At 37.3% G+C, this 25,940-nt stretch carries 21 protein-coding genes; 2 read left to right on the top strand and 19 right to left on the bottom strand.

Annotated elements, in window-relative coordinates; all coding sequences use genetic code 11:
- Positions 1-60: 60 nt before the first annotated feature.
- Positions 61-390: a HesB/IscA family protein gene (locus PFY09_RS12120; protein WP_076393920.1), complete on the bottom strand. Its 330-nt coding sequence runs from the start codon at positions 388-390 to the stop codon at positions 61-63.
- A gap of 273 nt (positions 391-663) precedes the next feature.
- On the opposite strand from PFY09_RS12120, the gene PFY09_RS12115 reads away from it, so the two are divergent.
- The gene (locus tag PFY09_RS12115; RefSeq protein ID WP_271159868.1) at positions 664-1,518 is read left to right on the top strand and encodes a GLPGLI family protein; all 855 of its coding nucleotides are present in this window, start codon (positions 664-666) and stop codon (positions 1,516-1,518) included.
- Between the two features lie 55 nt (positions 1,519-1,573).
- Here the strand turns inward: PFY09_RS12115 and ypfJ are convergent, their stop codons facing one another.
- The 13 genes from ypfJ to PFY09_RS12050 form a co-directional block, all read right to left on the bottom strand.
- Positions 1,574-2,425, bottom strand: coding sequence for a KPN_02809 family neutral zinc metallopeptidase (ypfJ, locus tag PFY09_RS12110; protein ID WP_076393916.1), 852 nt, complete (start codon positions 2,423-2,425; stop codon positions 1,574-1,576).
- Positions 2,426-2,506: 81 nt separating this feature from the next.
- Positions 2,507-4,591, bottom strand: a complete 2,085-nt coding sequence (locus PFY09_RS12105) for an LTA synthase family protein (RefSeq protein WP_271159867.1) — start codon at positions 4,589-4,591, stop codon at positions 2,507-2,509.
- Between the two features lie 202 nt (positions 4,592-4,793).
- Positions 4,794-5,312 (bottom strand): 6,7-dimethyl-8-ribityllumazine synthase, encoded by a 519-nt coding sequence (gene ribH, locus PFY09_RS12100; RefSeq protein ID WP_108411667.1) that lies wholly within the window; start codon positions 5,310-5,312, stop codon positions 4,794-4,796.
- Positions 5,313-5,315: 3 nt separating this feature from the next.
- The gene (locus PFY09_RS12095) at positions 5,316-6,011 is read right to left on the bottom strand and encodes a YfgM family protein (RefSeq protein ID WP_076393910.1); all 696 of its coding nucleotides are present in this window, start codon (positions 6,009-6,011) and stop codon (positions 5,316-5,318) included.
- A gap of 241 nt (positions 6,012-6,252) precedes the next feature.
- Positions 6,253-6,789, bottom strand: coding sequence for an adenine phosphoribosyltransferase (locus PFY09_RS12090; RefSeq protein WP_271159866.1), 537 nt, complete (start codon positions 6,787-6,789; stop codon positions 6,253-6,255).
- A 3-nt stretch (positions 6,790-6,792) separates the two neighbouring features.
- On the bottom strand, positions 6,793-7,992 hold the full coding sequence (locus PFY09_RS12085) for a hypothetical protein (protein WP_271159865.1): 1,200 nt from the start codon (positions 7,990-7,992) through the stop codon (positions 6,793-6,795).
- A gap of 50 nt (positions 7,993-8,042) precedes the next feature.
- Positions 8,043-9,056, bottom strand: coding sequence for a hypothetical protein (locus PFY09_RS12080; protein ID WP_271159864.1), 1,014 nt, complete (start codon positions 9,054-9,056; stop codon positions 8,043-8,045).
- Positions 9,057-9,217: 161 nt separating this feature from the next.
- Positions 9,218-10,549: a quinol:cytochrome C oxidoreductase gene (locus tag PFY09_RS12075; protein ID WP_271159863.1), complete on the bottom strand. Its 1,332-nt coding sequence runs from the start codon at positions 10,547-10,549 to the stop codon at positions 9,218-9,220.
- 8 nt (positions 10,550-10,557) lie between these two features.
- Positions 10,558-11,277 (bottom strand): c-type cytochrome, encoded by a 720-nt coding sequence (locus PFY09_RS12070; RefSeq protein ID WP_268052173.1) that lies wholly within the window; start codon positions 11,275-11,277, stop codon positions 10,558-10,560.
- Complete coding sequence (locus PFY09_RS12065) at positions 11,270-11,791, bottom strand: DUF3341 domain-containing protein (protein ID WP_108410844.1); 522 nt, start codon at positions 11,789-11,791, stop codon at positions 11,270-11,272. The genes PFY09_RS12070 and PFY09_RS12065 overlap by 8 nt, the downstream gene beginning before the upstream one ends.
- Positions 11,778-13,175, bottom strand: a complete 1,398-nt coding sequence (nrfD, locus tag PFY09_RS12060; protein ID WP_027381049.1) for an NrfD/PsrC family molybdoenzyme membrane anchor subunit — start codon at positions 13,173-13,175, stop codon at positions 11,778-11,780. Before nrfD ends, PFY09_RS12065 begins: the two co-directional genes overlap by 14 nt.
- 25 nt (positions 13,176-13,200) lie before the next feature.
- The gene (locus tag PFY09_RS12055; RefSeq protein ID WP_271159862.1) at positions 13,201-16,260 is read right to left on the bottom strand and encodes a TAT-variant-translocated molybdopterin oxidoreductase; all 3,060 of its coding nucleotides are present in this window, start codon (positions 16,258-16,260) and stop codon (positions 13,201-13,203) included.
- A 23-nt stretch (positions 16,261-16,283) separates the two neighbouring features.
- Positions 16,284-17,648, bottom strand: a complete 1,365-nt coding sequence (locus tag PFY09_RS12050) for a c-type cytochrome (RefSeq protein WP_268052171.1) — start codon at positions 17,646-17,648, stop codon at positions 16,284-16,286.
- A 184-nt stretch (positions 17,649-17,832) separates the two neighbouring features.
- Between PFY09_RS12050 and PFY09_RS12045 the strand changes: the two genes are divergently transcribed.
- The gene (locus PFY09_RS12045; RefSeq protein WP_076393892.1) at positions 17,833-18,372 is read left to right on the top strand and encodes a sporulation protein; all 540 of its coding nucleotides are present in this window, start codon (positions 17,833-17,835) and stop codon (positions 18,370-18,372) included.
- A gap of 101 nt (positions 18,373-18,473) precedes the next feature.
- Here the strand turns inward: PFY09_RS12045 and PFY09_RS12040 are convergent, their stop codons facing one another.
- The 5 genes from PFY09_RS12040 to PFY09_RS12020 form a co-directional block, all read right to left on the bottom strand.
- Entirely contained in the window at positions 18,474-19,748 is a 1,275-nt protein-coding gene (locus PFY09_RS12040) for a DUF6080 domain-containing protein (RefSeq protein WP_271159861.1), read from the bottom strand.
- Positions 19,749-19,829: 81 nt separating this feature from the next.
- A complete protein-coding gene (locus PFY09_RS12035) occupies positions 19,830-21,371 on the bottom strand; it encodes a protein adenylyltransferase SelO (protein WP_271159860.1) in 1,542 nt (513 codons plus the stop codon).
- Positions 21,372-21,445: 74 nt separating this feature from the next.
- The gene (locus PFY09_RS12030; protein ID WP_271159859.1) at positions 21,446-23,824 is read right to left on the bottom strand and encodes a penicillin-binding protein 1A; all 2,379 of its coding nucleotides are present in this window, start codon (positions 23,822-23,824) and stop codon (positions 21,446-21,448) included.
- Positions 23,825-23,830: 6 nt separating this feature from the next.
- Complete coding sequence (locus tag PFY09_RS12025) at positions 23,831-24,295, bottom strand: gliding motility lipoprotein GldH (protein ID WP_271159858.1); 465 nt, start codon at positions 24,293-24,295, stop codon at positions 23,831-23,833.
- On the bottom strand, positions 24,288-25,718 hold the full coding sequence (locus PFY09_RS12020) for a PSP1 domain-containing protein (RefSeq protein WP_271159857.1): 1,431 nt from the start codon (positions 25,716-25,718) through the stop codon (positions 24,288-24,290). Before PFY09_RS12020 ends, PFY09_RS12025 begins: the two co-directional genes overlap by 8 nt.
- Positions 25,719-25,940 lie beyond the last annotated feature (222 nt).

The following is a 25,940-nucleotide window of genomic DNA, read 5'->3' as shown; positions in this document are numbered from 1 at the left end:
AAGACAGATTTCAGATCTGATTTTTTATCAAAATCTGAAATCTGCATCCAATGTCTTTTTTTACAAAGAAAAACTCTCACCGCATCCGCAGGTTCTGGATGCATTCGGATTGTTAAAAACAAATCCTTTTCCGTTTAAACCTCCCGAATACTCAAGAATGGTTCCTGCTAAATAGAGGATTGATTTTTTATCTACAATAATTTTGATATCATTGTCTTCAAAAATCTGGTCGGTATCTGTTTTTTCGTTGTCAAACTTAAGAACATATTCTAAACCAGAGCATCCTCCGCTTTTCACCCCAACTCTTATATAGTCTTCAAAAGGCTTAAAACCGTCCTCTGTCATCAGCTGAATGGCTTTTGCTTTTGCTTGATCTGATACTTTTATCATTGTATTTATTTAGAATGATTTAATGATGCAAAAATACGAACTAATTTCCGCAATCTCAAATCGAAGATATCTATTTTGATGATTCTGTTCTTAATAGATGTATTTCAGTGATGAATTTACTGTTAAAAATATTTAAATTTTCTTAATAGACGTCGTAAAGCCTGTTTTTGATTTAACTTTGATCGGGATTTTAAATCTATAAATAAAACAAAGATTTCACTGTTTTTTTGTGTAGTCTTTAAAATTACAGTTTACAATAAAAATATACTATAAATGAAAAAATTAGGCATTCTTGTTTTGGCTTTGTTCATGCAGACGGCTTTTGCACAGACCAACAGATTTGTATATCAGGTTACGATGAAACCCGATGCGTCCAATAAAACAGATACGAAAACAGAAAATGCGTATCTGGACATTTCTCCGGAAAAATCTGTTTTTTATTCCGAAAACAGAATTAAAAGAGATTCTGTAATTCAGGCAGCAATGCAAAGTGGAGGAGCGAGAGGTTTCAACAGGGATCAGATGGAAGCTTTACGATCCAACATCAATTATTCTGTTGAAAAAGATAAGAAAAGCCAGAAAATGACGTTCAAAGACAGAATCGGAAGAGATATGTATACTTACGAAGAAGACCGACCGATCAACTGGAAAATTTCTTCGGAAACCACGAAAATAGGAGATTATAAAGTTCAGAAAGCAGAAACAGATTTTGGAGGAAGAAAATGGACGGCATGGTTTACCACAGATCTGCCTTATCAGGACGGACCATATAAATTTGGTGGACTTCCGGGACTGATTGTAAAAGTGGAAGATGATAAAGGAGAATATTCTTTCGATTTAATGAAAAATTATAAAATCGCAGATTTCCCAACAATGAATCAGTTCGGAAATACCATTAAAGTAAAAAGAGGCGATTATGTAAAACAGCAGAAAAAATTCATGGAAGATCCGATGTCATTTATGACGCAGGGTGGCGGAATGGGTGCGCTTATGAGAATTGACGGCGGTGGAGGAAACCGTGGCGGTGGTGGATTCGGAGGAGGAAATTCCGGAGATTTCAGAAAAAGGATGGAAGAAAGAGTAAAAGAGGAAGCGAAAAGAAACAGCAACCCGATAGAATTACAATAAAAATTAACCCTGAAGATTGGTTCTTCAGGGTTTTTTATTTGGCTGATTTAAATAATTATTTCAAAAGCTGGTTGAAAGTATCTCCCTGTCGGATGTCTCCTGTGTTGTATCCTTTCATAAACCATTCTTTACGCTGCGCAGAGGATCCGTGCGTAAAACTTTCCTGATTAACGTATCCCTGTGATCTTCTCTGGATATTATCATCACCTACCGCTTCAGCCGCTTCAATAGCCGACTGAATATCTCCGGGTTCAAGAATGTGCTTTTCTGCATCTGTTCTTCTTGCCCATACTCCGGCATAAAAATCTGCCTGAAGTTCTGTGGCTACAGAAACCCTGTTCATTTCTGCTTCAGAATATTTTCCGCTTCTTCTTAGCTGATCTACTTTTTGCGTTGTTCCTAAAAGCGTCTGAACATGATGTCCCACTTCATGCGCCAAAACATACGCTACCGTAAATTCCGTTACTTTAGCTCCGAATCTCTGCTGAAGTTCATTAAAAAAGCTCATGTCCATGTAAACAGACTGATCTGCAGGACAGTAAAACGGTCCCATTGCAGACTGTGCCACGCCACAGCCGGACTGTGTAGTTTCCGAAAAAAGGATAATTTTCGGTGGAGTATACTGCATTCCGTTTTCCTGAAAAACCTGATCCCATGTCGTGATGTTCCATTTTCCCATCATGTCTACCATTTCTCCGATTTTTTTGTCTTCCGCAGTCAGTTCTCGCTGTTCCGTTCTCGGAGATCCGGAACCCGCTCCCGAAGAAAGAATCGAGGAAGGATCACCTCCCAAAAAGAATATAATTGCAGCAATAATAAGCGTTCCCAGTCCGCCTCCTACAACGGCTCCGCCGCCAAGTCCGCGTCTGTCTTCCACATTACCGCCTCTGTCGTCCGTCCATCTCATAGTTTGTATTTTTTATTTGTTGGTAAATTTAAAAATTTAAACCATACAATTTTTGTGCGGATTATGATATTTTCAAAATATTTATCGATTCAGCTGATTTTTTTTCAGCCAGAAAGAAGTCGACTGATATGCTGAAATCGTTGCATCCACCATCGGCTTATTCTGTTCCTTTTCTTTTAAAGGATTTTCATCAAAATAAATATTAAATTCCGGAGCGAGATTGTTTTTCTGCTGAACCAAAGCGTATTGCTTAATTTTTCTTAAAGGAGAAATAACTGTTAAATAATTATCTTTTACAAATCCTAAATCCTGATACGTTGCTACATAAGCTTTCGGCTGAAATTCTTTGCTGAAAACGTCCTGACCTAAAAATTTCGACTGATAACTGAAATTCAGCAAACCTAAAACAGTCGGCATCACATCGATCTGAGACATGGTTTGGGTAAATTTCTGCGGCTGGATAAATCCTTCCGAGAAAACCATCGCAGGAATTCGGTATTTATCCATTGGAAGTTCTGTATCTCCTGCACTGGAAGCGCAATGATCTGCAATGACCACAAAGACCGTATTTTTATACCAATCCTGTTTTTTAGCCATTTCGAAGAATTTTTTCAAAGCATAATCTGTGTATTTTACACCGCCTTCACGGGATTTTGCATTTCCGGGGATATCAATTTTTCCTTCAGGATAGGTAAAAGGTCTGTGGTTGGAAACCGTCATCCAGTGATTGAAGAACGGCTTTCCGGATTTTGCTTCGGCGTTCATGGTTTGGATGGCTTTTTTTGCCATGTCTTCATCGGCAACGCCCCAAACGTTTGCAAACGTGATTTCTTCCGGCTTGAAATTATTTCTGTCGACAATGTCATAACCGTTTCCGGCGTAGAAATCCTGCATATTATCGAAATAACTGTATCCTCCGTACAAAAATTTTACATCATATCCTTTTGATTTGAAAACGCTTCCTGTGGTAAATTTATTTTTGTTGTTCTCTCTTTTAATAATGCTTTCTCCGGCTGTAGGCGGAATACAGAGTGTTAATGCTTCCAGACCACGAACGGTTCTGTTTCCGGTAGCGTAAAGATTGGTGAACATTAATGATTTATCGGCTAAACTGTCTAAAAAAGGAGTAATTTTCTGTGTATTTCCATAATGTGCTAAAAAGTCTGCCGATAAACTTTCAATAGAAATTAAGACCACATTTTTTTTCAGTTCCGGTTCCGCAGGTACAATGTTTCTTTTCAGGACAGGTGGAGCAAACTGGCTTAAAAAGTTTTTTTCTGCCTGACTTTGATTGATTTCAGGGTAAAACTGGAAATAATCCAGCTCGTTGTGGGTAAATGCCCAATAGAATTTAGGAAGACCGTTTGCCTGAATCTCTTCTTCAAAAACGCTGTTTCCTTTCATTTTTGTTGTGAAATTTAATCCGAACAAGCTTACTCCTACAAGAAGAATAAACGATCCCAGTAAAATAAATTTCTGCTTCAGATTCGGAAGATCTGAAAGTTCTTTTTTGGTTTTCTTAAAAATGAAGAATGTAATGGAAAGTGTTACGATAAAAATTGCCGAGAAAAGAGGAACAACGGGATAGCTTTCCATGATGTTTCCAATCACTTCGTTGGTATAGATGAGATAATCTACCGCGATGAAATTGTACCTCAATCCGAATTCGTTATAGAAGAAATATTCACTTACTGCGTTGAATACGATAAGTAGAACGTACAGAAAAAGCGTTATGAAATAAAGTATGTTTCTTATTTTCAAACGTTGTTTCGGGAGGAAAAGCATTAATGCGAAGCATATAATTTTTAACCCGATAAAAGCCAGAGTAATTTCTGCAACTGAGCCACCGTATTGTTTGAAAATATTGTTCGGAATCAGAAGGATGTACAGGAAAAAGAGCACTAAAATTCCCAAAATAATCTGTCCGTAAGGTTTCTGATATTTTGAATTGGAGAGAAATAAAAAATAGAGGGCTAAAAAAGTGCTGGCTAAAACAAAAACCAAAGCATCATTGAGAACACCCACCAAAATTATTTTTAAAACTTCAAACACTCCAAAACTTGCTGTGGTAATGGGATGGAAGAAAAATACAATCCTTATGATTAAAGAAATGATAAGGTAAAAGATTCCTAAATAAAGGAATGGTTTTGTTTTCTGAACAAACATTGTTATGATTTGAATATGAATTCTTACAAAAATAAGTATTGAATATTATCTGAACGTATATTTTTTTAAAATACCACAATAATTAGAAAGTTTATAAATATTTAAAATTATTTTAACAATATAATATTCAGGAGGTAACTGTTCGGGGACAAAAAAAGAACTATTCTTCAATAGTTCTTTCAAATATTTTTTATTTTGAAAATTACGAATTTCCAAATCCGATATTTCCTTTTCTGCCTGAAAGATTCTTTTTAAAATCAATCATTTGCAGAGCCGTAACAGCCGCTTCAACTCCTTTGTTCCCAAGATCGCCGCCGCTTCTCGCAATCGACTGCTCTTTTGTATCGTCTGTTAAAACACAGAAAATCGTCGGAGTATCCGTCAAAATATTACAATCTTTAATTCCCTGTGCAACCGCCGAACAGACATAGTCGAAATGCGGCGTTTCACCACGGATCACACATCCGATCGCAATTACTGCATCAAAGGTTCTTTCTTTACAAAGCTGCATACTTGCGTAGCTTAACTCAAACGCTCCCGGAACCGGAAAAAGAGAAATTTTTTCAGATTTTACTCCCTCTTTTTGAAGGATTTCCAGAGCTGCATCACGAAGATTGTAGGTTACAAAATCATTCCACTCAGAAAAAACAATGCCGATAGAAAAATCATCGGCATTGGTTATGTTAAGTGGCTTGTAATCAGAAAGATTAACTGTTGCCATTGTTTAGTAATATTTAGTCATTTCAATATAAGAATCAGACATTCCGTTGTCGTAGTCCTGATATTTTTCGTCGATTGTTGCAAAATACTTTTTAGCTTCTGCATTTTTCTTTAATCCTAAAGCTAAAATACCTGCTTTTCTTGTAAAATAATACGTTGTGTAAGGATCGTCTGAAGCTGAAGCAGCCTTGTCTAATAACTGAAGTGCTTCATCATTTTTGTTAAGACCGGATTTTGCATCTGCCATAGCTCCGTATTTCATTGCCATCAACGTTTTGTTGTCGGATGAAAAACTGTCTAAAAGATCGTAAGCTTCCTGAAATTTTCCTTCCTTGAATTTCACCAATCCAGCGTTGTAAGCGGAAAGCTTTCCTACGTTGGTTGCAGAATATTCGTTATAAGTTCCTAAGAAACCCGGATTTGCAGCAGATTTTCCGCCTAAAGCCTCTTTATCTTTACCGTCAGCAAGATTTTTCTGAGCAGCCAGGAAACTTTTTACAGCTTCTGCATTTTTAGGAGCTACAACAAATTGTTTGTAACCGAAGAAACCCAGAACCCCTAAAATAAGTAGTCCGAAAACAATTCCCAAAGGTTTTGAATATTTTTCAAGGAACCTTTCTGTGTTTAAAGCTTCTCTGTCAAGATCTTTAAAAAACTCAACTGTTTCTTTACCTTCCTGCTCGTTTGTAATTTTTGCCATAAATTATTAAAAATTGAAATGCAAATTTAATTGTTTCTGAATGATTTACAAAATACTTTGTGCGTATTGTTGATTTTATTTGAACTAATCAAGTAGAATTGTTAATTATGAATCGTGAATTTACTAAAAAGATGCTTCGACAAGCTCAGCATGACAACGCTAATAATTTAACGTTACATCAATACATATAGTATTAGAGATGTCATGCTGAGCTTGTCGAAGCATCTATATTTAATTCAGTTTAATATTCTAAAATATGATATACTTCCGCATTAAATTTCTTAAGTTTTTCTTCGCCTTTTAAATCTTTTAATCCAATTAGGAAACTGAATTGGGAAACGGTTGCGCCTTGTTTTTCAACCAATTTAGCGGCGGCTTCCGTTGTTCCTCCCGTTGCTAAAAGATCATCATGAATCAGGACTCTTTGTCCGGATTTTAACTGTCCTTCACGGGTTTCAATAACAGCACTTCCATATTCCAGATCATATTTTTCTGAAATGACGGGTGGCGGAAGTTTTCCTGCTTTTCGGATTAAAATAAAAGGAACTTCTAATGCAACAGCGATGGCAATCCCGAAAAGATAACCTCTGCTTTCAATTCCGCATACTGCATCAACTTTTCCTTTGCTGAATTGTACCAGATCTGCAATCACCTCTTCATACAGTTTCGGGTTCAGGAAAATAGGAGAGATGTCCTTAAACTGAATTCCCGGAATCGGAAAATCAGGTATATTTTCAATGGTTTCTTCCAGTTTCGTGATGAGCTGCTGCGATGCCATTTTTTATGGATTGATTTTGTAGCTGGAAATTTTCCAGTCTCCGTTTACATTTTTAAGTCCGAAAGTTGCTCTCAGCGAAGTTGTTTTTCCACTTTTATCCGTTACATCATACGTTGCACTCACACTTGCAGAAGTTGCATTGGAAGCATTGGTGGTGATGTTTTTTACGCTTACGTTTTTCACCGAACCAAATCCTGAAGTCGGGTTTGAGAATGACTCATAGCTTCCCCAACTCGGGTTGCTTGCAGAGTTGTACGCAGCTTTTAGGTTTTGAGCGCTTACGTTATTTAAAAATCCTGAAACAGTACTTTTCGGATCTGAAGCTGGCTGTTTTGGCGCTGCAGGAGTTGTTGGCGTGGCTGCATTTGGATCTGTTGTGGAAGGAACCGTTGCATTCGGATTATTAGGATCGATTACAGCGGGATCCTGAATAACTGCTGTTGAATCTACTTTCGGTGCAGCCGGAACTTTCAGTAAAAGAGGATTTACGTCTAATCCGATTTTTGTCATTTTGAAAGTTTTCGCAGTGGTTTTTACAGAAACCGTGATGTCGATTTTATTATCAACAACCTGAGCTGCAGGAAGTGAAGAGAATTTTAAATTAAATCCTTTGAAATTGTTATCCTGCATTAAATTTTTAGCCGTAGAAAGCTTTACTCCATTGCTGAAAACTTCCAGCGTTGCTTCCAGACCTGCTCCTGTAAAGGATACAGGATTTCCTGCGTTATCAACTAATCTCGGAACGATCTGAAGCGCAGTAGGCGCACCTGTTCCGTCATCTCCAGTCGGTCTTGTTGTAATGCTTAATGAATTGGCTTTTACGTCATTCGGGTCGCTTTCTTTAGCTGTTTCGTTTCCGAAGATATTCATTTCTCCTAATGAAGGCGGTGCTGTACTTGCCCATTCAATTCCGTTTTTCTGGGCTACCTGATCTGCCATTGCCATAATTTCGGGCACTTTTTTACCGTCAATCAATTGTCCTAAAGCTTTCAGTTCGGCAACATCGCCATCGGCTTCCACTCCGAAAGTTTTTAGGATGTAAAGCGCTTCGTTAAATTTAATCTGTTTAATGGTAGGTAAACTTGCCGTCATATCATTGATACTCGACTGCAAAGTTTTAGTATTGGTAGCATCTACATGATCTTTCTTGCATGCTGTGAAAAGAAACAGGCTGAAAATTAGTAGAAAAGAAAACTTTTTCATTTTTTTTCGGTTTACCACAAAAATAATAAAACCTTTATTAATAGCGGGTTTTATTTTTTATTTTGTTGCTCTTTGAGCTGATCTCTGAAAAACGAGCTGAAAACAGTCTGCATATTCGGAAAAGATGAATCTTCCCAGTATTTTGTTGTATAGCTGCTTTTATTGGTATTCAAATTTACACTTTCGATATCATTATCGTCTCTGAATTCTATTTCTGCGGGATAAAAATTGCTGTAGTAAATCAACTGATTGTAGTCCGGTTCACTTTTGTGTTTTAATTTGATAAATCGAATGTCGTTAAATTCCAGAAGCTCTCTTAAGGTCTTACTGCTTTCTTTTTCGTAAGAAGCATTTGAGATTACTCTTACATCGTAAAAACGGTATCCTAAAAAATTTACTTCTTTTTCCTGTAAAGCACTGTGAGCAATTTCGATCTGATCTTTCCGGTCTCCTTTCAGTTCTTTAATGACGGCATTCTTTTTTTTATATTCCTGAATATTTCCGACATCTTTCATCTCAGGAACATTCATCATTTTACCATAATCAAAGGAAGCTGTCAGTTTTTTATCAACATTTTTGTCTTCAATCCTGAATGCTCTGTATTGTTCTACATTGGCACTTTTCAGTTTTTTTGTTTTATTATCAAAAATGTAAGTAATGATTCCGTCTGTGTAACAGTTTAGTTTATTGTTTACGGTAACGTAAGTGTTAAAGTTTCCTTTTACAAAAATGTATTTTGCGGGTTTGTTATTTTTTATGACAACACGTTCGATATCTTTTACCCTGTCATCCACTTTAATAATTTCTTTGTCGAAATCTGCATAGGACAAAGTAGCAACAGACATATTATCGTAGATGAGCTGAAACTTTTCCTGATCCGGTTTTATGGACTGCCTGTCGATTTTTCCGTCGATATCCGAATAAGCTAAAATGCTCCCGTCTTTCCCAAACACAGAAACCTTAGGAAGGGGCTTATTGGTTTTTTCTGAAACGAAAGTGATACTTTGTGCATTGATGAAGTTTACGAGGATTGTTAAAAATAATAACAGGAGATTTTTTTTCATGATTGATACAATTAATGTTTTTTTAGTTAAATCATTCTTTGGTTATATGACAACGAAAACTTAAAAAGGTTGCATTGTTTTTTTTATTTCTGCACAAAAAAGCAAAAAAAAGACTGATCATTACAATCAGTCTTTTTTGTTTTTATCTTGTTACAAATTCCTTAGAAAGGATATTCATAAATTTCAGATTCGTGAAGGTAAGGGTTACCTGTAGGGATCAGTTTAAGTTTAGATAATGCTGAAAGCACTGTGAACATAAATAATCCAACTACGAATAAGATTGCTCCTAAGATTAAGATAAATACTTCAGGAGTTTTCCAGTATGGTCCTACAGTTCCCGGCATTACCATGTTGAAGTAATCTAAGATGTGACCACAAATTACGACTACTGCCATTGTTGTAACCACTTTGTAGTTTCTCTTGATGCTGCTGCTTACTAATACCAATAAAGGTAATAAGAAGTTTACAATAAGCATTGGCAAGAAAGTAGGAGAGTAGTGCTGGAATCTTCCGAAGAAATAGTTAACCTCTTCCGGAATGTTTGCGTACCAGTATAACATGAACTGTGCAAACCAGGTATACGTCCAAAGCATACTTGTTGCAAATAGGAATACTCCTAAATCGTGTAAGTGGTTATCATTGAACTGCGGAAGGAATCCGTTTTTCTTTAAATAAACACTTAGAAGAATGATTACCGCAATACCACTTGAAAGGCAGCTTACCATTGAATACCAAATATACATAGTAGAATACCAGTGAGGATCAATAGACATCAACCAGTCCCAAGCCCAAGCTGCAGAAGCAAAACCGAAGAATGCGATATATCCTACTGCCCATCTGTAAAGCATTTGATATTCTACTCTTGATTTTGTTTCGTCTACTTTTTTAGACTGAGCTTTCAGTTTCCAAGCGAAGAAAGAAGCACCTAATACATAGATGAAAGTTCTTACTGCATAGAAAGGGATATTTAAGAAAATTCTTTTTTCAAATAAGATCACATCGAAATGAGCAGAATTTGGGTCTGTCAATTCCGGATCCATCCAATGGAAAAGGTGACCTTGGTGAGTGATGTTTAAAATCATTAAGATAATTAAAATAGCACCACCGTAAGGAATATAAGAAGCAATAGCTTCCATTACTCTTGTAATGATAATTGGCCAACCTGCGTGTGCAGCGTGCTGAATAGAATAGAAGAATAATACGCAGCAGCTTACTCCAAAGAAAAATACAGCTACAAAATGTATTGCCGCTAAAGGCTGGTTGTGAACCTGAAGAGTAGCATGCTCAAGGTGAGCTGCATGATCCTGAGGTCCTACCATTTCACTAGAATGCGTAGGAGCTGTATGACCAGAAGCATGAACCGTCTCCATCATATGTTCTATTTTCTCAGTAGTGATTCCTTTATTCATAAAGAAACCAACAGCAAAAAGAACTAAACCTACAACAAGAAGGATTATAGAAGTTGATTTTAATTTTGGTGAAAAACTATACATTTCTTTTCTTATTTTTTAGTTTCGGTAGTCATCGTTTCAGATTTAGCAGGAGCAGCTGCTGTCGTAGCTGTTGCCGCTGTAGCTGTAGCGGGTGCTGCAGCTCCTTTTTTGAAAGCATTCATCACATACATGGCTACTCTCCATCTGTCTCCAGCGTTAAGTTGCCCGGCATAAGATCCCATTGCGTTTCTACCGTTGGTTATTACATAATGAACAGATCCTACAGTAATATCTCTGTCTGCATAGTTGGGTACACCAGAGAATGCTCCGGACTGAACGATTGGCCCCTGTCCGTCTCCTCCGACACCATGACAAGCTGAACATGTTTTCTCGAAAAGACTTTTTCCTCTTTCAAGATCTTTTGCTGCATTGGCAGGATTTAAAGGAGAAGCAGTTACTGTTTTAGAAGCATCATAACCAGCATTGTATTCATCCGGTGTTTTTGGAAGTAATCCTTCTTCGAAAATACCGTCTTTATTCTGAGCTACTGATCCTTCTACCGGAGAAAGACCTGTCGCACCGTTATTTTTTACAAAAGCAGGAATTTCATTTTCATGATCTGAATAAGCATCCTGAGCTTTCATCAATGGATCGTAAGCTACCGGAAAATACATATCCGGGAAATATACCAGCGGAGTATTCTCTTTTGGTCCGCAAGAGTTAAGTAAAACTGTTGTTAAACCTAAAACTGCTGTAATTTTTAATACATTCTTTTTCATTTTAAGCATCTTTAACAGTTATTTCTTCAACTCCAGTTTCAATAAGCAACTGCTTTACAGATTCTACATCTTCAGTTACAAATTCCATCATGAATTTATCATCCGTTGTTCTTGGATCTGGGTTTTGTGCAGGCGCTCCGGGATACATTTTGTTTCTTACCAAGAAAGTTAATGACATCATGTGCGCTGCGCAGAATACCATAAGCTCGAACATAGGTACTACGAAAGCCGGCATATTGTGAGCCCAGTCGAAAGCTGGTTTACCCCCAATGTTCTGAGGCCAGTCGTGGTTCATTACATACCATGTAAGAGTAGCACCGATTGTAACTCCATAACAAGCGTAGATAAAAGCGGCATCAGAAATTCTTGTTTTCTTTAACCCTAAAGCTTTATCTAGTCCGTGAACCGGAAACGGAGTATACACTTCGTTTATTTTGATTCCTTTATCGTTGAATGCTTTAACGCCGTTCATTAAATCGTCGTCGTCCGCATAAAGTCCGTATACAATTTTAGTGGTGCTCATCTCCTTCTTTTGCTTTATAAGTTTCACCTGAGATTTTCAAAATCGATTTTAATTCAGCCTGTGCAATTACAGGGAATGTTCTTGCGTATAATAAGAATAATACAGAGAAGAATCCGATTGTTCCTAAATATACTCCCACATCAATGATTGTTGGCTTAAACATCGTCCAAGAACCAGGCAAGTAATCTCTTGAAAGGTTGATTACGATGATGTCAAAACGCTCAAACCACATACCGATGTTGATGATTAATGCAACGATGAATGTCCAGATAATGTTCGTTCTTAGTCTCTTGAACCAGAAAGAAGCAGGAACAACAAGGTTACAGATAATTAGTGACCAGAAAGCCCACCAGTAAGGTCCAACAGCAGCACCAGGAGAAAGATATGTGAAATCTTCAAATCTTGATCCGGAATACCATCCGATGAAATATTCAGTGGCGTAAGCTACAGTTACCATACCACCTGTTAAGATGATTACAATGTTCATAATTTCGATATGATACATAGTGATGTAATCTTCAAGGTGACATACTTTTCTTGCAACTAACAATAGCGTCTGTACCATTGCGAATCCTGAGAAGATCGCACCGGCAACGAAGTAAGGAGGGTAGATTGTAGAGTGCCATCCTTTAATAACCGAAGTCGCGAAGTCAAAAGATACGGTAGTGTGTACAGAGAATACAAGCGGAGTTGCCAAACCTGCAAGAACCAAAGATAGTTCTTCGAATCTTTGCCAGTGTTTTGCTTTACCACCCCAACCGAATGCAAGGAAAGTATAAATTTTCTTAGTCCAAGGCGTTTTCGCTCTGTCTCTGATCATTGCAAAGTCAGGGATCAATCCCATGAACCAGAATACTGTTGATACCGAGAAATACGTAGAGATCGCAAATACGTCCCAAAGTAGAGGAGAGTTGAAGTTCCCCCAAAGAGAACCGAACTGGTTTGGTAAAGGGAATACCCAATATCCTACCCAAACTCTACCCATGTGGATAACCGGGAAGATTGCCGCCTGTACAACCGCAAAGATCGTCATCGCCTCTGCAGATCTGTTTACAGACATTCTCCATCTCTGTCTAAATAATAATAATACCGCTGAGATTAGGGTTCCGGCGTGACCGATACCAACCCACCATACGAAGTTAGTAATATCCCATCCCCAGTTAATAGTTCTGTTTAGTCCCCATGCTCCAATACCTGTTCCGATAGTGTAAGCGATACATCCGAATCCATAGATGAATAGAACTAAGGCTGCATATAATGAAATCCACCATAATTTACCTGCTCTTTCTTCGATAGGTCGTGCAATATCTTCCGTGATATCGTGATAAGTTTTGTGACCAATAATTAGAGGTTCCCTTATCGGAGCTTCGTAATGTCCTGACATTTTTTACCTATTTATTATTTAAACTTTATTTTTCTACTCTGTTTCTTACTTTAGTGTGATAGAACACATTTGGTTTTGTTCCGATCTCCTCTAGTAAATAATATCTTCTGTTTGAAGCGTACTGCTTTCTAACTTCAGATTCTTTGTCATTCATATCTCCGAACTTGATTGAACCTGTAGAACAAGCTTTAGAACAAGCTGTCTGGAACTCTCCGTCCTTCACGATTCTATTCTCTTTTTTAGCTTCAAGAATAGTAGTCTGAGTCATCTGGATACACATAGAGCATTTCTCCATAACCCCTCTCGTTCTTACCACAACATCCGGGTTTAGAACCATTCTTCCAAGATCGTTATTCATGTTGAAGTCGAACTTGTCATTAAGGTTATAAGTAAACCAGTTGAAACGTCTTACTTTATAAGGACAGTTGTTTGCACAATATCTTGTACCAATACATCTGTTGTAAGCCATGTGGTTTTGTCCCTGCTTACCGTGTGAAGTTGCCGCTACCGGACATACTGTTTCACAAGGAGCATGGTTACAATGCTGACACATTACCGGCTGGAAGATTACATCAGGATTATCCGCAGGATGGTTCAATGCTCCACCGTCTCCGAACGCAGTACCATACAATTCCGGTACAGCCATTCCTTCTTTTAATCCTTCATAAACTTCTACCTTCTGTCTTGATGAATAGTAACGGTCAATTCTTAACCAGTACATATCTCTCGACATTCTCATTTCTTCTTTCCCTACAACCGGAACGTTGTTTTCTGCCTGACAAGCAATGATACATGCTCCACAACCAGTACAAGAGTTCAGGTCAATTGATAAGTTAAAGTGAGGTCCGTCTGTATCATCAAAAGCATCCCAAAGGTCAATTTTTCTTGCTGGAAGAGCTCCGCTGATGGTGTGATACTCCAAAGGTTTGTTCCATCCGTCGTGTTCATCATCAAATGCTACGTTTAAGAAATCAGCCAAAGGTACTTCTTTAGCAATTTCGTAACGTCCCATTAATGTATTCTGAAGCTGGATACCTGCGAATTCGTGATCTTCTCCTGTTTTTTCGATTTTAACATTAGAAACAACTAAGTTAGAACCATCGAATAAAGGATAAGCATTTACACCGGTATCTGCTGTCGCTCCTGAGTCTTTCTTACCATATCCAAGCGCAAGACCTACTGATCCGTCTGCTTGTCCCGGTTGTACGAATACAGGAACGTCTTTTATTGTTACTCCGTTTACAGTAAGGTTTACAAGAGAACCGTCTAACTGCATTCTCGCGTTAAGATCGTTATCAATACCCAATCTTTCTGCGTCTTTCGGAGACATTGTTAAGTAGTTATCCCAAGACATTCTTGTGATTGGATCCGGTAATTCCTGCAACCAAGGGTTGTTTGCCTGAGTTCCGTCTCCCATTGCTGTCTTCGTATACAATACCAATTCTAAATCTGAAGGTTTGAAGCCGCTTAATTCAGCAACAGCCTGTGCACCGTTTCCTCCTGCGTACGATAATGTTGTCGCATTTGAGGAAGCATTGATACCGTTATATAAAGCTTTGTTGAAAGAAGTTGCTCCTAAGATAGAAGTAGCATTTGCTTTTAAATAATCATAATAATTATTAGCAGCATTGTTTTTACCGTTTTTCCAAACCAATAAAGATTCTTCAATCTGTCTTGATTTGTAGATTTTCTGGATCGTAGGCTGCATTAATGAATATACTCCTGTCTGTGGTTCGATATCTCCCCAAGATTCCAGCCAGTTGGCTACAGGAATTACAGCTTTCGCTGCTTTGTACATTTCATTTTTCTTATCTGCAACAGCGATTACATAAGGAACTTTAGATAACGATTTTTTGAAATCTTCTCCTTTGTGGTAAGAGTAAATAGGATCTACATTGTTAGCGATCAATACACCAACCTGTCCTCCGTTCACCCATCCAAGGAATTCCTCGAATCTTGCTTTGTCAAAATCTTTTAAGAAGTTTGCTTTCCCGGTGAAAGCTACTGATCCTAATTTTTGGTTAATTAAGTGAGCTAAAACCTGAGCTCCTTTAGAACCATCAGCGAAAACAACTGCTTTGCTTCCTTTTGCCAATAATTCTTTTGCGATTTCAGATGCAGCTTTGTCAGAAGTACCACCACCAACGATTGCGTTGTAAACTTCAACTAAAGTTTTGTTTACCTGGCTTGGTTTTAGTCTGATTCTTGAATCTGCGTTTGCTCCTGTTAAAGACATATTGGATTCAACCTGAACGTGTCTCAACATATTTTTTCCCGGAGTTCTTGCCACTGCGTAAGAAGATTCTAAACCTCCCGCATTGTAATCTCCTAAGAAGTCAGCCTGGAATGCAACCACCAATTCAGTTCCTTTAAGATCGTAAATTGGTAATGCTCTTGTTCCGAAAACTTCCTGAGCCGCGTCTAATGCTGCAGCATAAGGATAAGCATCATATGTTACTAATTCTGCTGTAGGATATTTAGCTTTAAATTCAGCAAATAATTTTTTGAAAGTAGGGGATGCAAAAGAATGAGATAGTAAAACAATTCTTTTACCTGCTGCTTTAGCCTCATCCAGTCCTTTGATAACGAAGCTGTCTACTTTGTCGAAAGTTTCGTCTTTCCCTTCAAATTTAGGCTGCTTTACTTTATCATTATCATAAAGAGAAAGTACACTTGCCTGAGCTCTTGCATTCGTTTTACCTAAATCTCCTGCTGCCGGGTTTGGTTCAATTTTGATAGGTCTTCCTTCTCTTGTTTTTACCAATACGCTTGCGAAATCGAAACCGTCGAAATACGTTGAAGCGTAATAGTTTGGAATCCCCGGAATGATTTCATGCGGCTTTACCACATAAGGAATCGTTTTGATTACCGGAGCTTCACAGGCAGCCAGTGTTACTGCTGCAGTAGAGAAACCTAATAGTTTTAAGAAATCTCTTCTTGAGGTTGCGGAACCGTTTTTTTCCGCATCATCAAGGAAATCTTCTACCGGAATTTCTTCCTGGAACTCTTTCTGAGCCAGCTTATTGTTTAAAGCCGGATCTTTAAGTTCGTGAATACTTCTGAATTGTATTTTGTTTGAAGCCATTTGATACTTCTAATTTTTAGTTATTAATAATGACATTTACCACACTCAAGACCTCCAATAGCATCTACCGTAATCTTACCACCATCTTTAGGGTATTGTTTTTTCAACTTGTCGTGTAGATTTTTGAAGTATTCTTTATTATAACCGTTGTTCATGTCAACTTCTGTAGTTCTGTGACACTCGATACACCATCCCATTGTAAAATCGTTAGCCATCTGAACAACATTCATTGTATCGATTTTTCCGTGACAAGCTTTACATACAACATCAATTTTGTTGTTAGGGTTCTTTTTGTTGAAAGAATTGATGATCGCCTGCTCACCTGCTACTACGTGCTGTGCGTGGTTGAAGTATACGAAGTCCGGCATGTTGTGGATTCTAGTCCATTCAACCGGCTGAGTTTTTCCTGTGTACTGTTGTTTTTCAGGATCCCAACCTGTAGCGGCATAGATTTTCTTGATTTCTCCGTCATAGAAAGCCTTATCTTTTCCTGGCTCCATGTAGTGATCTGCGTTGTATTCAGAAATTGTTCTGTGGCAGTTCATACAAACGTTCATAGAAGGGATTTCAGATACTTTTCCGTATTTGGCACTGGAGTGACACAACTGACAGTCGATTTTCTGTTCTCCAGCGTGAATTTTGTGTGAGAAATAAATAGGCTGTTCCGGCTTATATCCTTTGTAAACACCGATCCACATGATCCAGTTCCAGATTCCGTAAGTTGCCAGAAGAGCAAGGATTGCGATTAATCCTTTTCCTACATAGTGATATTTTGCATAGATTTCGCTGAAAGATTTTACTCTTGTTTCATTAAGACCGGCTAAGTCCTCAGACTGACCCAGTTTTACCAACTGTCTTAATTTTACCAGAATCCAAACCAATAGCGCTGCGATTGCTAAAAGTGAAATGATTACTACGCTTGTTGTAGTGTTGTTTGCAGGAGCAGCCTGATCAGTTGCTGCTGCTGTTGCTTTTGCATCATCCTTTTTAGGCTCTTCAGCCGGAGGATTTGAGGTGTATGCCAAGATATCGTTGATATCTTTTTCTGAAAGTTTCCCTTCAAAAACCTGCATTGCCGCTTTTCCGTTGGCTTCGTATACTTCATTGGCATACTTGTCTCCGGAAGCTCTAAGTTTTTCATTGTTGGTTATCCATTTTTGAAACCAGTCAATGTCTAGATTTTGATCTTTTTTCAGTCTTTCAACTACTCCTCCAAGAGCAGGACCTACCAGTTTCTTGTCTAGTGCGTGACATGCAGTACAATTCGCTTTGAAAAGCTTCTCACCATTCTTAGGATCGCCGTCCTGCCCGTAAATTGAAGCACTGGTCGATAGCAATAAGCCTATTGCGATCAACGTCTGTCTATAATGCTTTCTCCAACTAATCATTTAAATTATCTTATGTTAGTAAATATTGAACATTCAATCAATCCCGCAAAAATAATATTTTTAACAGGAATTTAACGGTATATGGAAAGGGGAAAATGTCATTTCCGTTTAATTTGTAATTATTCTAAATAACCATGTTTGGTATAATTTTTTAATTTGTATAAATTTGCGCAAACAAGTTTAAATGAAAAATTTAATCAAAATAATTTCGATGCTGTCTGTGCTTGCATTTTATGGTGTTGATGCACAACAAGTTGTAAGGAAAGATACTTTGGCGGGAACGGAACTTACCATGACGATGGATTCTAAGGTGAATGCGGCTCTGGAAAGCATAGAGGATAAGTGTTCCAAAACAACTTTGGCAACTTCTTCAAGGGAAGATGACGAAGATTACAGCCCATCAAAACCAACTAAAATTTATGTTCCGAACAGGGAACTTACCAACGCTGAGATATGCAGAAAAAATCCAAGAATTTTAGGGTATAAAATTCAGATTACAACGGTAAAAAGTAATGAAGAAGCCAATGAGGTAAAGGCTTATTTCAGAAAAAGATTTCCTAACCTGAAAGTGGAAACGGATGCTTCTTTAAGACCAAATTATAAAATTTTAGCGGGGAGTTATTTCACAAAACAAAGTGCGGCTTCTGATCTTTCCAGAGTGAGAGAATATTTTAAATCTGCACTTGCAGTACAGTACAGAATTTTCTGTGCGGAAGCAAAATAGTAGAAATTAATTAGCATAAAGTAAAAAGCTGGGAAAAATTATTTCTCAGCTTTTTTTTTATTGATTTTGAATTTTAATTTTTCAAAATAAAAAGTAAAATTTTAATAAAATTTATTTAAAAACCAAAAGAATTCAGTCATCCTTAAATAATTATTTGTGATGAGATAAGCGAATAAAATGAGAAAGATCATCGTTAAAAAAGATAGAATTTTTGGTGATTGCCTGTAGTAATGAAATAGCCATCCTAATAACAGTGGATACACAAAAACAAAATGACCTCCGTAGATGTATGACGTGTGAAGTCCGAATCTCATAACGCAGTGGATAACAATGTCAAACAGAAAAGAAATCATGAGAACCTGAACGAGTTTATTTCTGAAATTTTTAAAATAACTCCAACAAATCAGGATCAATAAAACGGCAATAAAAATATAAGGAATCCATGATGAATAAACAGTCATTATAATCCCTTTATAGTGGTAACCGCTCATGTTATGTTTATCGCGGATCAGGAAATTTGAAAAAAGTATATTTCCCCCGAAAAAGTACGAAAGGATCATATCCCATGTAGGAGTAGAATTTACATTGGAGAATTTTTCGTACTGTTCATTGGTTTTGCTGAATATATTCTGATATTTAAAATCGATTCGGTTTAAGTATAATAAAACAAAACAGACACAGGTAAAAAGTCCTCTGAAAACCGCATCTCCAAATTTTTTCCAGTTTCTGAAAACTCCCTTTTCAAAAGCGACGGGAATGAAGACCTTAACAATATTCGTTACCGTTAAGCCTCCGATGGTAACTCCTGAAAAAGCCAAAGCTAAAGCCGGAATTTTCTCCTCTTTCTTTAATTTTATAGCTGAATAATGATGAAAGAGGGTCAGGAAAAATAAAGTGTAGGTAAAGTTTTCCGGCGTGAAAGAAAGGAGAATATTCGTTGAAAATGCTCCGAAAAACAGAATTAGTAAAAGGTTTAAAACTAAAGGAAGACGGGTAATGTTTTTAAGATATTTAAACACTTGAAGGATGCTTAAGCTTACCGCAAGATTACTCATCCAGGCTAAAGCGAAACGGAAATTTCCATCCATTTTTCCTTTGGAGAAAAGTAAAGCCAGTTCGCGGATCCAGTTAAAAAAATAGTAGGAGAGCGGGTGTCTTTCAAAACTTCCGCCAGTCATTACAATAGATTTGTTATCGAAGCTGAAATACGCATCCCAGGGAATTCTTCCGTCAAAGATAATTTTGTGATGAATCGCAATGTATGATCCCATATATCCGTAAGCGACGAGAAAGAAAAGAAAAACAATAAGTTCAATTCCCGTTGACGGAAAAAGCAATTTGAAAAAATGGATAAATTTTGTTTTGAATTTTGACACCTGCAAAAACTTTCTGCAAAAGTAAAATAAAAAACCCACCAAATCTGATGAGTTTTTGTATTGATTTTTATGATTTTAAAATTACGAACTGCACGAAAGAGTTGAACATCCCGATACATCATCATAATCTGAAGGTCTTTTTGCTGAAAATTCCGGATAAACAGTGTGGTACGGATTTTCTAAAGCGTGGGTTAATTTTTTCAGCATTTCTGTTTTTCCTTCATTAATTTCCTCAATGCACTGGTAGAGAAGATAATTTCTTAAAATAAATTTAGGATTGGCTTTATGCATGATTTCCAAAGATTTTTCTCTTGAAATAATATTTTTTTCTAGTCTTGACTGATAAGCTTTCATAAAATCCTCCAGTTTCGAAAGATTCTCATCATTTAAAAATGTGTAAGAAACGTTTTCAAATTGCTGTCTGAGATCTTTCTGGTCATCATATTTTTCGAGTTCGTTGAAAAATAAGGTATAATCTAATTGAAGATCCTGCATCAGACTTTGCCATGTGATAAAGAATTTTTCATCGCTGGTTAACAATTGATCAAAACCGAATTTTCTGCACAGCATTCTGTCGTGCGATTCCCAGAAATAGCTTCCGTAATCATTTAAAACATCTTCCAAGAATTTTTCATCTTTAATTAAAGGATGAAGGGCATTTGCCAATTGCCATAGGTTCCATTGAGAAATCTGTCCCTGTTTTCCGAAAGCATATCTTCTTCCGGGAAGATCGGTGGTATTCGGGGTGAAATTTAAATCGTATTCATCCATCATCGAATAAGGTCCGTAATCGATCGTTAAACCTAAAATCGACATATTATCTGTGTTCATCACCCCATGAACAAATCCTACACGATACCATTCTACCATAAGATCTGCTGTTCTTCTGCATACATTTTCGAAGAAATCTTTGTACTTCTGAATTCCTTCCGAAGAAATTTCTTTGAAATAATGATCAATGGTATAATCTGCAAGTTCCTGCAATGTTTTGTATTCCTGTTGGGCAGACATCAATTCAAAATGACCGAAACGTAGGAAGCTTTCTGCGATTCTGATGACTACCGCTCCTTTTTCCAGTTCCGGATTTCCGCTGTACATAATATCTCTTACGACGTCTTCTCCGGTAAATACTAAACTCAATGCTCTGGTTGTAGGAACTCCTAAATGAAACATCGCTTCGCTCATCAGATATTCACGTACCGAAGATCTTAAAACCGCTCTTCCATCTGCGTGTCTGGAATAAGGCGTTGCTCCGGCTCCTTTCCACTGTATTTCGTTTTTCTTTCCTGAATTGTTTTCAATTTCTCCGGCAAGAATGGCTCTTCCGTCGCCTAATTGTCCAGCCCAGTTCCCAAACTGATGTCCCGCATAAGCAGTGGAGTAGGTTTTGATATTTTCGGGAAGATGTGTTGCTGCCAAAAAATTAAGATCTTTTTCTTCAAGCGCTCCAAGCCCGATTTCTTCTGAAAGTTTTTCGTTAAAAGCGATTAATTTTGGATGATCAAAACCAACCGGCTGAACAGTGGAAAATAAAACCTTCGGAGTATTTCTCTGTAGGGTATTGCCGGAAAAATCTCCGGGAAATTTTTTTATAAAGGGTTGTTGTATGTTTTCAAGATTCATAATTCAAAGGTATTAATTAAAAAGAAAAGACCTTCCAAATGATTGAAAGGTCTTGTGTATTTCTAAAAAAGAATTTATTTATTATTGAAGTCTATGTCTTCACCTGTATTCAGGTTTTCGTTTACATTTTCTTCTTTTTTTCCGGATGTTTTGGGTCCGCTTGGATCTGCAGGCTTCGGATTTTTGATCTCATCAAGCGTCTGTAATCCGCCATCATCTCCGTAACCTGCGCCTAATCCTTTAAGATTTGAACAGCCGTCTTTCCACTCCGAAGGTTTGACGAATTTATCATCCGGAGAGATTTTTAAGCTTTTATCTGCCCATACTTTCTTCATGTAGATTGCCCAGATCGGTAATGCCATTTTAGCTCCCTGTCCTTCTCCTGTTCCGTAGAAGTGGGTGGCTCTGTCTTCCCATCCAACCCATGCTCCGGTTGCCAGTTTCGGTACGATTCCCATAAACCAACCGTCTGAGTTGTTCTGGGTTGTTCCTGTTTTACCTGCAATTTCGATATCTTTTGAAATTCCTTTTCTTCCCAGTTCTCCAGAAGCGGTTCCGTATTGTGCCACACCTTTCATCAGTTCAATCATGGTATAAGCGTACAGCGGATTCATCACTTCTTTAGGTTCTACATTTACTTCCTTAATTACGCGGCTGTTGGCATCTTCAATTCTCCAGATCATTTCCGGTTTGTTGTAGTTTCCGTAGTTTGCAAAAGTACTGTAAGCTCCTACCATTTCGTAGATGGTAATATCCGAAGCTCCTAAAGCCATTGGTAAGCTTGTGGAGATTTCTTCTGTTACTCCCAAATCTCTCGCGGTTTGTATTACGCTTTGTGTTCCCGTCATTTCGGCAAGACGAAGTGCAACAGGGTTTTGTGAGTGTGCCAATGCATCTTTTAAAGTAAGCATTCCGCCTCTTCCCGGAACACGATAGTTTCCTTTTGTAAATGTTGCATTAGAAATAGTAGAACAAGGTGTTAAACCTAGTTTCATAATCGCAGTTGCGTAAACGAAAGGCTTAAATGTTGAACCTACCTGTCTTTTACCCTGCTTAATGTGGTCATATTGGAAATGCTGCCAATCGATTCCTCCAACCCAGGCTTTAATTTCTCCTGTTCCCGGATTTACAGACATCAATCCTGCCTGAGCAACTTTCTTGTGCCATCTGATAGAGTCCCAAGGAGACATTTCTACTTCTTCTTCTCCAGCCCAAGTAAATCGTGAGGTTTTAACAGGTTTTTTGAATTCTGCTAAAATTTCATCTTCAGATTTTCCATCCTCTTTAAGAAGTTTATAACGTCCAGTTCTTTTCATTGCCTGAAGCATCAAATTGTTAACCTGCTTATCATTCAGATAATAGAATGGCCAGTTTTTTCTTCCTCTCTGTTCAGCATCAAATCTTTTCTGAAGATCCGTTAAATGCTCTCTGATGGCATCTTCTGCATATTTCTGCATTCTGGAATCAAGAGTAACATATATTTTTAAACCGTCTTTGTAAAGATTTAATTTTTTACCGGTTTCTTTTTCGTAATCGTCAAGATATTTGTCGATTTCTTTTTTCAGATAAAACTTATAATAAGCAGAATAGCCTTCTGTGATATCCTTGATGGGGTGAAAGTCAACTGTGATAGGTGTCGCTACTGCTTTGTCGTGAGTAGATTGATCAATATACCCAGTTTCTAGCATTTGTGAAAGAACAACATCTCTTCTTCTTTTTGCTCTTTCAGGGTTTCTTAAAGGATTGTTAGCTTTTGGAGCTTCCAACATAGCAACAAAAACTGCGGCTTCAGGAAGAGTAAGATCAGAAGTTTTTTTATTAAAATAAATCTTCGAAGCCATTTCAATTCCGTTAGCATTATACAAAAAGTCAAACTTGTTAAAGTATAATGTAACAATTTCTTCTTTCGTATATCTTTTTTCAAGACTTACAGCAACAACCCATTCTTTTAATTTTTGAATGGTTCTTGTTATTGGATTTCTTGATGGCTGTTTTGTGAATAAAAGCTTAGCCAGCTGCTGTGTAATTGTAGAGCCTCCGCCTCTATCTCCACCATATCTTACTGCTCTAAGTATTGATTTTAAATCAATTCCAGAGTGTTCTTTAAAACGCTCATCTTCTTTCGCTTGCAATGCGTAAATTAAATACGGCGGCAAGTCCTTATACAATATAGGTTGTGTTTTCTCTTTCTCGAATTTACCTAATAGTACCCCATCTGAAGAGTAGATTTGTGAGGCAACATAGATATTTGGATTTTCAAGCTCTTTTACATCCGGCATTTCTCCTACGAAACCTTGCGATACGGCAAAGAATAGCCCTGAAATTCCTAAAACCAAAGCAAAGAATCCGATCCAGATAAATTTAACCCACCTTTTCCAGGCAGTGTCTTTCTTTTTAGGAGGAAGAGGGAAGGTTTTCCCTTTGTTCCCAGTATTTTGTTTGTTCACTTCCATTGATGATTACGGTTTAGCCGTTTCTATTTTTACTCCAATGTCTTCAATTCCCGGAAGGTTGTCGTTTCTCATCGCCTGAGTAAGACCGATTTCATATTTTCCTTTTGCGGGAAATTTATAATTCAGTTTATATTGAAACAAAGTTTCCTTCGTATCTCCAAATCCTGTTCCGAGCCATTCTCCGTTAGGTTTTGCCAATACATAATTCAACGTATCCGTTTGCTTTTTCTTACTTTGAAGGTCGGTAAAATTGACAATAAACCTTATATTGCTGTAAGGATAATTGTTATTATTTCTTACAACAAATATAATATTTTTAGGATTTTGCGGATCTGAAATTTCAAGATTAAATTTTTGTTCACTTTTCTTATTCCATTTGTTATCAACGGAATTCATAAAAACTTCTTCTTCGGTGGAAGAATTACAGCTAAAGAAAAGAATAAGAGTAAATAATCCTAAAATTTTACGCATTGTTATCTTTTTTTGGAGGAAACTTCTTTTTAAATTTCTTTTTGTTTGGACTTGGTTTTTTATCAGTTTCAGTACCTGCAGCAGCTTCTGCTTTTTCCAACTGAGGTTTTGGCTGTTGAGGCTTTTGCGGTCTCGGTTGGTTGTTATTAGAATTGGCTTTTGGATTTTGCTGCTGTTTTTCCTGTCTTTGAGGCTTTTCAACAGATTTTTCATTTCTTTCAGGACGTTCCTGTCTCTCAGGTCGGTTGTTGTTTTTCTTCTGACCCTGCTGATTCTGGCTGTTCTGATTGTTGCTATTCGGTCTGTTTTGGTTTTTATTTCTGTTGCCTCTGTTTTTCTTTTCGAAACGGTCTACGTTGTTCTCCTGAATCAGGTCGATGCTTGCAAAAGGTGTTTCCGGCTGTTTCAGCTCTTCCAGTGGAAGTGTTTTTTCTCCGCGTTTATTCTTGGAGATCAGTTTTTTAACCAGATCAATATCAAAATCGTACCACGCAATTGAATTTTCTACATAAGCAAACCACATTTTCTTTTTGAAAACGTCGATTTTAATGCAGAAAGCTCTTCCTTTCTCGGTATCCAGAGTGGTGGAAGAAGACGGAAAATTGCTTAAAGCATCCAGATAACTGTCTAATTCATAATTAAGACAACATTTAAGTTTACCACATTGCCCGGCAAGTTTCTGAGGATTGATACTCAGTTGCTGATATCTTGCCACGTTGGTGTTTACAGATCTGAAATCCGTTAACCAAGTTGAACAGCAAAGCTCTCTTCCGCAAGATCCAATTCCGCCTACTTTTGCGGCTTCCTGTCTGAAACCGATCTGTTTCATATCGATTTTTGTACGGAAAGCTCCGGCGTATTCTTTAATCAACTGTCTGAAATCTACACGGTTATCTGCCGTATAATAAAAAGTGACTTTAGAGGCGTCTCCCTGATATTCCACATCGGTGATCTTCATTTCAAGACCTAATCTGTGTGCTATTTTTCGGGCGTCTATTTTTACGCTGTCTTCTTTTTTTCTTGCTTCCTGCCAAACTTCAAGATCTTTCTGATTGGCCTGTCTGTATATTTTTAGTGCCGATTCTTCAGAACATTTTTTCTTTTTCATCTGAATCTTTACCAATTCTCCGGTGAGACTTACCACACCTACATCGTGTCCGGGACTCGATTCTACTGTTACTACACTACCTATGTGTAAGGGGATATTGTTTACATTTTTATAAAACGATTTTCTGTCATTTTTAAATCTAACTTCTACAAAATCACATCGGTTTGGTGCGGGATTGTTGATGTTAGAAAGCCAGTCAAAAACACTTAATTTATAACTATTACCACAGGTATTTACATTTTCACAGCCATTCGCGGTCTTCTTGGGTCCGCAAGAATGTGCAGAATCGCCGGATGTTTTACATCCACAACTCATATATTATATATTTAATTTGCAAATTTATGATTTTTATCTTTATGAGGTCTAAAATAATCAAATATTCGGGAATCGTTTTGTTTAAGACTAAACAAAATGTTATTTTATGAAGATAGTTTGAATTAATCATTTAATAATGATGTTTTTAAAGCTTATTTTACTTAAAGTGCTATTTTAAACATAGTTTTCTTTTGCGTTGATGTTTAAAATTTTATGATTTAT

The organism is Chryseobacterium gambrini (assembly GCF_027920505.1).
GTDB lineage: Bacteria > Bacteroidota > Bacteroidia > Flavobacteriales > Weeksellaceae > Chryseobacterium > Chryseobacterium gambrini.
The sequence above is the reverse complement of the archived record's forward strand: the minus strand, read 5'-3'. Positions and strand labels throughout refer to the sequence as shown.